The following is an 11044-nucleotide window of genomic DNA, read 5'->3' as shown; positions in this document are numbered from 1 at the left end:
TCGGGCCATCCACTCCGGCCATGACCTGCGCGCCCGCTGAGGTCGCGAGCAGCACCGCGACAGCGAGGGTCCGCACCGGCCGGTTCTTCACGCGCAGATGTTCCCACGTCCGCCCACCTGTGCACGTCACTCGAAAGGGGATTTCCGCCCCGCCCGACAACCCGACCACTCCACCCGCTGAATCGCCCGCCCAGCCGCACCCAGCGTTCCACCGGCCCCCGAACCGCCCGCCGCGACCCCGCCCGGCCGAGGACTCCGGCAGGACCGCCGTACCGGACTACCGGGCGTTGTACGAGGAGACCCGCACGAAGCTGACCCGCGCGGAGCAGACCGCACGGGAGCACAAGGCCAAGGCGTCCAAGCTGGACGAGATCGAGGCCGCGAACAAGATCGACGCGGAGGTCGTCGACGACCCGGACCGCCAAGCTGGCACCGAAGGTACTGGCGCTGCTGCCGATGTGATCGGAGAGGACGAGACCGGGGTCGTGGCCACCGCCGAACTCCCCGACCGGATTGGGCGGGATTCGATGACGTTCGGGAAAGCGTTGCGGCGTTTAAGTTTACCGAGTCCCGACGTCGACGCAGAGCGGATCGGCGGGAGCGAACATCCGGTATCGGCGCAGCCGGTCACCGCGGTCGTCGAGCACAGTGGCGATACATAGCCCACTTGGGTGTGGTGGAAAGCGTGGCAGTCATGAATGCTTCTGCTCTGTCGGTGGAACCCACAGAGCCCGGTCCGGGCCGACCAGATCGTGCACGTCGACACGGCAACACCGATGATGAGCGTCAACACCGCGTCCGGTCCGAGCAACATCGAGAAGCTCGGCGAGGACCGGTGGTTCGCCGACACCCACTCGTACGGCATCCTCGGCTGCGACGACGATCACCGCGAGAGCGTGGCCAACGCGCTGATCCGGGAGATAGCAGTGCGTACCCGCGACGGTGATGCCGGTCTAATTTAGGTGAACCGGAACACGGCATCGTCACCTTCGCTTCGTTCGAATGACCGGTGGCCCGTCCGCGAGGGCCGGGTCTGCACAGGTGCCGACCCGGCCCTCACATGCGCCGCACCCGCAACAGCCACACGGCAGCCGCCTGAGCTGTGACGAGGTCCCACGCAGCACAATTCGTGCGGTGGGCGGACCAGCGCGACTCGACGCCCGCACTCACCGCTGCTGCGGGCCACCCGGCTCACACCTGCGCTCGCTGGCCCGATCGCATGCGATGCCGGTCATGGTCGGCGCCGCAGTCGCTTCGGAGGCCGCGTTCTTGTTTCAGCACAACGCGTGCACACGCACACCTAACTCACGTGCAGGGACACGCGACTGTGCTGTGGAGCGGTTCGTCGGCGTCGAACGGCGGCAGCCCGCGGTAGAGGACGTAGTACGCGTCGCGGACCGCGCGCAGCTTCGCTTTTCCGATGCCGAGTTGTTGAGCGATCGCGACACCGGTCGGCGCGCCGGCCCATGGCCCTGTTGGGTGTGTTTTGAGCCGTCCCGCCCGGTGCTCGCTGTCGATGCGGGCCAGCAGAAGGCCAAGCTCGGCATCGGCGACCCGGTCTGGGCGGCTGGTGAGCTCGGCGAGTTCAGCCAGCGCCGCCGACAGCGACAACCCGCGGTAGGCGAAGCGGACCAGCACGCTCGCCAGCTGTGCCTCACGCAGCGCGGAGAACTTGGCCCGGCTCACAGCGGCAGCCCCGGCCCGGCTGCCCGCAGCTGCGCCGCACGCCGGGCTTCGGCCTGCGCGAAGCGGCGGTGGAACAGGTCGGTGCCTTCGGTTCCCTCCACCCTGATCCGGTCGAACAGCTTCACCCGTGGTGCGTTGCGACCGCCTGGGTTGCACTCGGTCGTATCGGGAGGACCGAGCAACTCAATGATCATCGCGCGGCTCCACCCGCGTTGCCGCAACTCGACTATGCCCATATGGGAGCCGCAGCCGACGACTCCGATCGCACTCCACCGCGCATTCATTCGCTGCTGTCCACTTCCTTGGTCCAGGTGATCGACAAGCCGGAACCCAACCGCATCACCAGCGTGCCGTCGACCCAGGAAAGAGATGCACGGCTTACCCCTTGATTCACCCGATACGGGCACGCGCCGGGGCCGAGCAGCGGTGTTGTCAGGTAGTGAATGCGGGCGATCGGGACGAGGGCGCCGGTGCCACGCCGCCTTGGGGACGGCGCGACGTGCACGCTGGTTGTCGGTGCCGGCGGCTACCGTCCAGGCAATGACCTTGGACCGCCGTCTCGGCGCCCGAGCCGCAACCATCGGACGCCGGCCCGATCGCCGACGTCGTCGCGCCGTACACAACGCTGACTCCGCTCGGCGAGCAGCAGCTGCGCGGTGACTGCCCATTCTGCCAGTCGACGATGTTGCGCGTCCGGCCTGCGCACGGCGCGTTCCACTGCTTCGGCTGTGGTGCCAGAGACGATGCCCGGATGTTCGTGGCCAAGATCGGCCGGCGGCCTTGACCGCAGCGCTGGCTTCGGGGCGGCAACGACAGCTTGCTGCGCGCGAGACGAGCGGTCGGCGAAGGTCGCAGTCCCGGCCGGCCTGACCGGCAGGGGCGCATCCAGGGCTGTCGCGGAACAACCAGAGCAACTCAGTAGCGGGCAGGCCAGCTGCCGCGGCGCGCCCGGCGTCTCGCACCGAGGGAGCCGGGTCTCGAAGACAAGAAGGTCACTGCGGCGAACGCCGCGGCGACCGCGGCTTGGTGGCTGATGGTGTCGCAGGGGCGGAGCAGTATTCGCATGTTCGGGATGTCGACGGCGGTGGAGCGGCCCAGGTCGGCGTCGCCGTTGTGGACGAATATCACGTCGCCGGGGCGCAGCGCATGGCTGCGTTCGTCGTCAGCGGCCAGCTCAAGCAGGTCGTTGACAACCTTCAAGGGGCCAAGCCGACTCCGCGATCCTGACGGCCTCGACGGTGAGGTCGACGATAGTGATGTTGGACCCGGCGTTCGACGAGCCGACTACGGCTGCGCGAGCTTCCGTGAGTCCCAGCCTGGCTGAGGCATCGCGTCCACGTCGTCGGCCGCCTTGGTTGGCAACATCACTCTGGCCCTGGTCAGCCTCGCCGCACAGCCGCTGAACGTTGATAGCCGGCGCGGCTGGCGGATCGGGACCGTGCCGATGCCGGAGCGGGCCGTATGACGGGCGCTAGGGTCATCGGATGGATTCCCTAGACGCTGAACTGGCGATCACAGCGACGGAGGCCAGCGAAAGGGTTCTGTCGCTGCTGCCCTCCTGTCACGCTCTCAAGGCACCGTACGACCGCATCTGCGATCTGGCGTCCCTGGCCGCGGGCCTCCGCATACAGCAGCGGGTTCTCGAAGACGCCATTGCCGTGTATTCCCGGCCACTGGTGTCGGGTCGGCTGGACCAGCCAGGACCTATCGCGACCTCGCTGATCAACCTCACCGGGCAGCTTTCGCGCGTGGCGCTGTTGCTGCACGAGCTCGCCCGGACCGTCGGCGAGGACATGACGGTAATGCTGCGCAGCGAGCTGCTGAAAGTGGCCGACGCGGCAAGCGCCGTCATCGCGGCGGTGACGCCGCACAACTTCGCGGGCATCCGCGCCTTCGTGGACAACGAGTGGCTGGGCCCCGTACTCACCAAAATGCCTGCCAGCTGACCTCCGCTACCGCACATGCCTCTGCGGGACGGTGACATGCGGAGCGAGCGTCCGCGCGATAACCGCGAGTCGTAAGGCCAGGTGCAATCAGGGAACAACGGGACCCTGGCCTTCAGCATGTCCTCGTGCCGGACTTCAATCCGGGCGTCAGGCCACTGGCTGGCTACGGCCACCGTTGACGATGTGAAGTACGTGAGTTTCGGGCGCGGCTCCTGCTGTCGCGCAACTAGTTTTTTCCGGATCTGCTGCAATTCTTTCTAGGAGCGGGTAAGCGGAAACGTTTCCCGCAGGCCTTCCGCGTATGGCTGTGCCTTCCGCAGCCATCCGGAAGGCTTGCCTGAGCCATGTGCGTCTGGATAGAGGATCAGGATCGTGCGGACGAAGTCGCTGATTGCATCGTCACCTTGGATCGCGTAGCGGACGACCGCTTCGCGGTCAATGACGTTCAGCGCGGCATACTCCATCATCGCGCCGATGAACACTACGGTCTGGGTTCCTGAGACGAGAGCTCGCAGCCCGCCGAGAACCATCGTGGTTGTGTGTTCCACCGGGCGTCGCGGTCGGTAGTCGTCATCCTCGTACCCGGCATCGTCGTACCCGGCATCGCCGCGTTCGGCATGAGCGATTCTCGGGAACCAGTCGATGAACAAGGCTGCGACGTCGTTCTCGACGTGCCCGGCGGCCCACCCGATCACTGACTCGATCGTGGTGGTGTCTCGATCGCAGTCGTGCCACTCGGCCGAGAGCCTCATATCGCGAAGAAACTCGAACTGGGTGCGCAGAATCTTGCTGGCGTAGCGGTGATGTCCGGCGCTGAAGCTGACCAACTGTCCTACGTCGAAACCGCCTTGGAGTCGATCGTTGAGGTGCGGCCAAGGGGTGGGCAGCTTGAGGTCCGTCTCGTCGCCGGCTGGCCCGTCGCCGGCTGGCTCGTCGTCGGGTTCGTCCGGAGCGATCTCGCCCACGTCCTCAACCATCTGCTCGGTCAGCACCATCGAGCCATCCGGGCCGAGTGCCGCCACGCCGCCGTGGTCGCCCATCAATCGCGGGTGGTCCAAGCGAGGTAGGCCCTCGTGGTAGGCACACGCGGTTCCGTCGCCTGTCCTGTCCGTACAGGGCTTTTGTGCTCTCGTTGCGCGCCAGCACATCCGAGCGGGGTTGTGCATCGAGCAGAATTCTGTGTGGCGCGCGGTGTAGTCAGGTTCGGTGTCCCGGTTGCGCTGACACTGCCCGAGTCCGTGGGTAGTCATCTGGACGCACTGATCCGCGCCGCCCGTGCGTCGCTTGGGCCTTGGCTCGGCCCCCGGAAGGCCGTCCCAGATCTCGCTGTCATACGGTTGAAGGACAGCGCGATAGATGCTGGAGGTTTCACGGCACGAGCGGTGGGTCGGCTCGGTGATTGGACCTGTCAGCGGTTGTCCGCAATCGGTGCACGCACGAATCGACGCCTTGTCCGAGATGTGAGCTCGCCACTCAGCGAGCTTCTCGCAGAGTCTCCAGTGAGGGGTGTACCGATCGGCGTCCTTGCCGACGTCGAAGGTGGCGCGGGCCAGCCAGTACCGGATCGGTACCCGGAATTCGTGCTTCACTGGCACGAACTCACCATTGGCATGCTTTTCAACCAGCACCGGGCGACTGGTGACGAGTTCTCCGCGCAGGCAGGTTGCCGAGCACAACGTGCATCGCTCTGAATAGAGCACCAGACCATTTCCGGTTTCCTCGCTGACCGCGCACCGATGCCGTCGAAGGCACCGGGCAGGTGGGTCTCCGGGAACGATGTTGACGTTGATCAGTCCGCGACGCTTGCTATAGGCATATCGATCCTGGTCCGGAACGGCCGCAGTGGTGAACTGTGTCACGTCGAGCACGATCTGCCGCTGGCTGGCTCCGGTGGTGCCTAGGAACACCGGCTTGCGGCATCGGCTGCAATTGCCTCGAACCCACATGTCGCCGCCTGCATCTCTCACGCCTGGCAAGAGTGCTCGTGACATCGCTCGTTCGCGCAGCCTTGCGTTGAATCCGTGGGCATCATGACTGCGAGATCGTCGCGAACGCCAGTTTGAAGGTAGGTAGTCACCCGATGGTGTTCTATGGCCCGGCTGGGTTGTGCTCGTTGGGACAGTAGCTGGTAGAAGTTCACGTCCCTTCGTTTCGATCTTTGGTGACCGATGACCGAATCGTGGCCCGTCGACGTGGACTTGTCGACCGGCACTCCCTCCCGTCAGCCTCAGCTTGAGCTTTGGTACGTGGATGGTGCAGAGGAGGTACTGCGTCGCATTGGCGAGCAGTACTGGGATTTGCGCTCGTACGGACCGATGGGGCAACCGTGTTGGACTGACTACGTCAAGGACATCGACACCGGTTTGACCGGGCCAACGCAGCACCTCGCCCTTGCCGGGATCTCGGCGGTAGCGGTAGGGCACCGGTGCCGCGAGTGCGCGAATCCGCTGACTCTGACATCCCGTGCAGTGCTCGAACGCATCACCGAGGGCACAGACCCCGGGCCCTGTCTGGACTGCAGTCCCAAGCTCCGGTCGAAGGTCGCACGGACGCTTGCATCTGCGTTGCCCGCACCCCCGTTCTGGGCAAGTGCGCACGTCAGCGATGAGGAATTCCGGCTTGCCGCAGCTGAGCGGGCCGTTCTTCGAGAAGAGTTTCCTCTCGGAACGCTCCCTGAAGCGCTGATTCCGTTGGCCGGGGTCAGCGACGAGATGACTGCGCTGACCATGATCCGATGCGCTGTACCGAACGCTGTCCCGCTGCGACCGCGGTCCTCAATGCGGCGCCCGCTGCACCCAGGTGACTCGGGACCGGACTACCTGGCCTCGGTGGTGAGGGCGGGATTGCTGCACGTACACCCAGACAGCCCCGTGACGGCCTTTGACTGGGTGCAACCAGGAAATCCGCGTCGTGTCGACGACAAGCCTGTGCTGGAGGAGAGCTATCGGCCCCTCGATGCCGTGCACCACGTACGTTGGGGTGGGACCGAGCGCGGTGCGGTCACGTGCCTCGATCACCATCTGTGGCTACGGCTCCTGCCCGAGGCATTGGATCAGCGGCGCAGTGATGAACTGATCGAACTCGCCCGAGAACTGCTCGTGGACGAGGCGCTGGCGTTTCTGCGCCGGCAACTCGAGAGCGTCGGAATCACCATGACGCTGGCTCAGCACGACGGCAAACTCCGACGCGTGCTGGGGCAATTCGTCGAAAGGCGGAGCCTCGGCCAGGCATGCCGTCTGATGGTCAACGCCACGAGCCTGGGGAGGAACGTCCCAGGCGACCGCGTGCCGTCGGCCTCCGCCGTGGAGTGCCGCGTGTTGAGCCACTTGGACCAGATGGCCTGGCGCGCTTGTCTCACCTCGAGACCGCTCGAATCCTACCCGTACCTCCGGGGACCGCTGGCGGCTATGACGAAGACGTTGTTCGAGGATTTGTTCCAGCTCGATGCCATCACCTCGAACCTGGGCGAGCTGCGTGCGGCGTTGCCGGCAGCGACCAGAGCAACCGAGGACGCGGTGCCCGCTGACGTGACCGATCTGCCCGTGCTGCGGTGCGGAGAATGCCGACTTCCCCTGACAGCACGCGACGCCTGGCTTGAGGTACCCGCGTTGTCGAGCATGACCGCGGAAGATTCCACCGTTTCGGCCGATCACGCCGACACACCGGCCCTCAAGACGTGGCGGCTCAGCCATGAAGATTGTCTTGCGCGTTCAGGAGGCTATGAGGTCGGCCTGCCGAGCACCTACCGCGATGTAGTAGGACTCGCGGCCGCACTTCTCACGAAGTCCTGGATCCCTGACACCGATCTCGCGGAACTGCTGTACGAAGCGTCAACGCTCACGGGCCGTTTCACACCCGCCCATGTCGACCGCCTACGCGCCTCCGCCTTCGGTCGAAGCGGAAGCGCCTCGATCTCCCTCCGTACACCCGCGAAGGCCGTAAGCGGCCTTGATCCTCCCGTACGACCACGATGCGAGTCTGAGGCCATCACCGCCCTGCCCGGCCAAGGCCGCGGCGGACTGGCCTCTGGCCTTGCTTGTCACCAGGTTCGCTGATCTTCCGGTACACGGCGAGCCGGCCGGTGGCACGGTGGTTTCCGCGACGAGTGAACACCCCCGAGCCAGACGGCACACCGACATCCGGGTCATCGTCGCCGACGACCGGGTAGCCGATCTCGGTGCTGATCCTCGTGATCGTGACAGGTATGCGCCCGGCCCGTCCACGCCACTGCGGCAGCACCCGGAAGGCCGGTGATCGCGACACCGTCGAGCCTGGCAGCCAGCGCGCCTGCTGTCGTCCGCTCTCGCAGCAGCGCGATGTGGGCGATCTGGTCGAGCTCGCAGTTCGCCGACGGGCAGCTGACACCCCAGTCTGGAGCCACGACGCCTCGCCTGATCGCCGAGCGCCACAAGCCCGGCACCAGGTCCTTCGCGCGTGCTCACGTCTCCATCTGCGCACATCCTGAACAGCCCGCCGACCCTCCGAGGCTGGGGAGCAGGCACGCCACCGGGATCCTTCACCGGGTGGTCCCTGGATGCCACCCGCACCCAGAACGCCGTGGTCGAGCAGTGACAACTCACCGGCTGGTTCATCAAGGCGGTCGACCAACTCGACCGCATCAGCACGAACACCTCCAAGCCCGTTTCGGCGCCATCTATGCACTCGAGCTCTCCGGTTCATCGAGCACCCGGCGTCGAGAACCGCGACCGCTGGTGGTGGGGCGCCGGCCGGTCGAGGCTCGTCGAATCGTGGACGTTGAAGGAGGCTGAGTGGATTGGCTGACCAGCTCAAAGAGCACCGGTTACCGAAAGGTAGGGCCGGTGGTTGCGTCCTGGACGACACCCCATGCTGAGCTGGGGTAGTCGGTCGTGGCAACAATATGTGCATGACCAGGGATGCCCGGCTGCCTGATGTAGGCCCGCATGAGCAGGTACGCGCGTTGGTCAACGCGCGTGTGCAGCAAGGTGACGACCGACCAATAAGGTGGATCCGGGCACAGGCTCGTCGTCAGGTGCTGACCGCGCGCACTGACGAGCTCGCGGCGGTGTTTCCGGACAAGCCTCGGACGTCGTTGTTCGCATGGGCGAGCAGGCAATTCGACGGATTGGCTGAGGGCGCGCTATGGCCGACACTGCCTGTAACTGCCCCCGACGAACGGCCACAGCGGTCGGGTCGAGCACGGGCGCTAGAGTCCGCGTGTCCCAAATGTGGTGCCGCTCCGTCCGAACCGTGCCGCGGTGGACGTGGTCCGCGGGTCTCAGTTCACCGCGAACGCATGACAACGTCGGCATCGTGAGCGCTCCGCTCGCCCTCCCTTTCCGCCTGTCGGAGAACAGCTCGCCCGGATCCGCAGCATGTCGTCCGGTCAGGTCTTCAGGGGGCGGTGACTTCGAGCGCCTAGTGCGCTGATCACGAAGGGTCTGCTACGCGGCGTCATCGCGTCGAACAGCGCACGCGACGGTCACCGGACCGGTCCTCGCGCCACTGCTCCTAGGTGACGAGCTTCATCTGACAGTCGCAGTGCGGATGCCGCAGAAACCCGGTGCTGTAGCGGTAGAGCCGCCCTGTCAGCAGGATGCTGCGCCCGCACGCGAGCAACACCACAACCCGCTTGTACCGGGCAACCGAACGCGGACGTGCGACTGGTTGTCGATACCTCATGCCACGATGCGGTGGCGGGAGGGGGTGCACGTGGCGACGTTCGAAGAGATCGCCGTCGGGCTGCAGCGGGTGGCGGGCAAGGCCGAGGAAGCGAACGCGGCTTTGACACAGGCCGGGCAGCTCGCCAGCGAGGCGGCGGCGCTGCTGACCGAAGTCATGCAGGGATCGGGCTCCCTTGAGGACGAGTTCAACCAGGCCGCTCAGATGTGGATCAACGTCGCCAAGGGAACAGCGGAACTGTCTGAGATCGTCGCTGCGGGATGCAGAGAGGTCGAGCGGTACCGCAGGACTCTTCAAAGTGATGTACCCACGCAGCCGCCGTCGCAGGCCAACCCGTCGACGCCTCCACCAACTCCTGCACCGTCGACCGCGTCGCCATCCGCATCCTCTGAGCCAACATGGGCCGATCGGCAAAGAGAACAGCTCCCGACCTACGTCACCAGCGGGTTCTACCGGGATCAGGAAGGCAACTCCGACGTGGTCCAAAGCGGCCAGGACGTCCAGGACGAGCATCAGAAGATCGCCGAGCACCTGCGGGCCGAGGGCTTCCCACCGACCGGGCCAGGAAGAGTCACGACCGGCGAGCATGTGGAGGGCAAGGTGGCATGGCGGCTGCGCAACAGCGGCGACACCCACGTTGACCTGGTCATCAACTTTCCGATGTGCGCTGGTCCCTACTCCTGCAAGAACCTCGTACCCTTCATCCTGAAACCGGGGCAATCCATGACGGTGCATGATCCGATGAAGACCCGCACGTTCCACGGGAGGAGCACGAGGTGAAGCACGCTCTCGACGTCTGGTACTTCACCGACACCAATGAGGCGGACGACCCCGTCACCGTGGAGTCACGCTGTGATCTTGACCGCGTCCTCGGCGAGGTGCTCGCACACAAGCAGTTCCACCCGACAGTGGTGTGCGTCAAGGACCGACTCGCTCTCGGTGGACCCCTGAATCTGCCGGACCATCAGCTCAAGTTCGACATCAACGTGCCTTACCGCATCGCGGCGATCCACACGATGGGACCGTCCAGCTTCCTTCCGGCCGGCGATCGGAACCAGAAGCCCGCCAAGGGACAAAGCACCGCCGCGGAAATGCCCGAAGGCGTGATGCGGGCTTGGGTGACGAAGGGCTCGTACGCACGGGCCCCACAAGTTCGGCCGACACGCGATCACGAGGTCGATCTGTTCGTCGACTTCGACACCCGCACGCGGTTTCCAGCCGATGCTGCCATCTCCTGGGAGAAGCTACGCGAGGCACTGGAAGAACTCGGCGAAACGGGCCTGCGCCCCACGTGTGTGGACTGGCAAGATTCTGACGTCTTTTAAGACGCGGCTACTGATTGTCGCTGTTGCCCGCGTACACGGGGAGCACTTCGACCGTGCCAAGGCCGACGTGATGGGCGCGGCACCACTACGTCGCGCCTGAGTGATGAGCCAAGTTGGCCACTCGGTTCACAGACGTCGCTCATGCCGCTGATCGTGTCGCACACGCGCTCATGCCGATGAGCGGACGTTGCTGGCGTTGTCGTACGCGTTCAGTGAGTGACAGCAAGGCGATTCAGCTGTCTCTAGCAATCTCCACGTTCCGCCGGACAGCCTTGGTCGTGGGGTGATTGGGACCTAGCACCCGCTCGCAGTCGGCGAGGGTCGCCTCGTACAGCGGGATCGCCCGGTCCAGATCACCCGCCGCCTGGTAGGCGTTGGCCAGGTTGTTCCGCGAGCTCAGCGTGTTCGGGTGATCAGGGCCCAGCA

13 protein-coding genes are annotated in these 11044 nt (G+C 65.5%); 7 read left to right on the top strand and 6 right to left on the bottom strand.

Translation table 11 applies throughout. The features are described from left to right. Positions 1 to 287 precede the first annotated feature (287 nt). On the top strand, positions 288 to 662 hold the full coding sequence (locus ADL03_RS41380) for a hypothetical protein (RefSeq protein WP_053739131.1): 375 nt from the start codon (positions 288 to 290) through the stop codon (positions 660 to 662). 36 nt (positions 663 to 698) lie between these two features. Then, entirely contained in the window at positions 699 to 962 is a 264-nt protein-coding gene (locus ADL03_RS41375; protein WP_053739130.1) for a hypothetical protein, read from the top strand. 343 nt (positions 963 to 1305) lie between these two features. On the opposite strand, the gene ADL03_RS41370 is transcribed toward ADL03_RS41375, so the two are convergent. From ADL03_RS41370 to ADL03_RS47810, 3 genes are all read right to left on the bottom strand, one after another. Then, positions 1306 to 1686, bottom strand: coding sequence for a hypothetical protein (locus ADL03_RS41370; RefSeq protein WP_053739129.1), 381 nt, complete (start codon positions 1684 to 1686; stop codon positions 1306 to 1308). Then, positions 1683 to 1811: a hypothetical protein gene (locus tag ADL03_RS50355; RefSeq protein ID WP_255353463.1), complete on the bottom strand. Its 129-nt coding sequence runs from the start codon at positions 1809 to 1811 to the stop codon at positions 1683 to 1685. The genes ADL03_RS41370 and ADL03_RS50355 overlap by 4 nt, the downstream gene beginning before the upstream one ends. Before the next feature lie 155 nt (positions 1812 to 1966). Continuing rightward, the gene (locus ADL03_RS47810; RefSeq protein ID WP_157529723.1) at positions 1967 to 2191 is read right to left on the bottom strand and encodes a hypothetical protein; all 225 of its coding nucleotides are present in this window, start codon (positions 2189 to 2191) and stop codon (positions 1967 to 1969) included. Positions 2192 to 2281: 90 nt separating this feature from the next. Here ADL03_RS47810 and ADL03_RS50965 point away from each other — a divergent pair, with 90 nt between their 5' ends. Beyond that, on the top strand, positions 2282 to 2470 hold the full coding sequence (locus tag ADL03_RS50965) for a CHC2 zinc finger domain-containing protein (protein ID WP_369809082.1): 189 nt from the start codon (positions 2282 to 2284) through the stop codon (positions 2468 to 2470). A gap of 131 nt (positions 2471 to 2601) precedes the next feature. Here ADL03_RS50965 and ADL03_RS41365 read toward each other — a convergent pair whose 3' ends face one another. Continuing rightward, positions 2602 to 2886 carry a hypothetical protein gene (locus tag ADL03_RS41365; protein WP_053739128.1) on the bottom strand — a complete coding sequence of 95 codons (285 nt, stop codon included), beginning with the start codon at positions 2884 to 2886 and terminating at the stop codon, positions 2602 to 2604. A gap of 284 nt (positions 2887 to 3170) precedes the next feature. Here ADL03_RS41365 and ADL03_RS41360 point away from each other — a divergent pair, with 284 nt between their 5' ends. Continuing rightward, complete coding sequence (locus ADL03_RS41360) at positions 3171 to 3632, top strand: hypothetical protein (protein WP_053739127.1); 462 nt, start codon at positions 3171 to 3173, stop codon at positions 3630 to 3632. Between the two features lie 257 nt (positions 3633 to 3889). Here ADL03_RS41360 and ADL03_RS47800 read toward each other — a convergent pair whose 3' ends face one another. After that, positions 3890 to 5599, bottom strand: a complete 1710-nt coding sequence (locus ADL03_RS47800) for a hypothetical protein (RefSeq protein ID WP_157529722.1) — start codon at positions 5597 to 5599, stop codon at positions 3890 to 3892. 201 nt (positions 5600 to 5800) lie between these two features. Here ADL03_RS47800 and ADL03_RS47795 point away from each other — a divergent pair, with 201 nt between their 5' ends. The 3 genes from ADL03_RS47795 to ADL03_RS41345 all read left to right on the top strand — a co-directional run bounded on the left by ADL03_RS47795 (position 5801) and on the right by ADL03_RS41345 (position 10618). Further along, entirely contained in the window at positions 5801 to 7687 is a 1887-nt protein-coding gene (locus ADL03_RS47795; protein WP_157529721.1) for a hypothetical protein, read from the top strand. Between the two features lie 1636 nt (positions 7688 to 9323). Next, the gene (locus ADL03_RS41350) at positions 9324 to 10073 is read left to right on the top strand and encodes a DddA-like double-stranded DNA deaminase toxin (protein WP_197289112.1); all 750 of its coding nucleotides are present in this window, start codon (positions 9324 to 9326) and stop codon (positions 10071 to 10073) included. Next, positions 10070 to 10618, top strand: coding sequence for an Imm1 family immunity protein (locus ADL03_RS41345; protein ID WP_053739124.1), 549 nt, complete (start codon positions 10070 to 10072; stop codon positions 10616 to 10618). The genes ADL03_RS41350 and ADL03_RS41345 overlap by 4 nt, the downstream gene beginning before the upstream one ends. A 232-nt stretch (positions 10619 to 10850) precedes the next feature. Here the strand turns inward: ADL03_RS41345 and ADL03_RS41340 are convergent. Beyond that, the coding region (locus ADL03_RS41340; RefSeq protein WP_157529719.1) for a tetratricopeptide repeat protein at positions 10851 to 11044 on the bottom strand (194 nt) is incomplete at its 5' end.

The organism is Nocardia sp. NRRL S-836 (assembly GCF_001279525.1).
Classification (GTDB): domain Bacteria; phylum Actinomycetota; class Actinomycetes; order Mycobacteriales; family Pseudonocardiaceae; genus Lentzea.
Note: the sequence above shows the minus strand (reverse complement) of the source record. Positions and strands in the feature narration are given on the sequence as shown.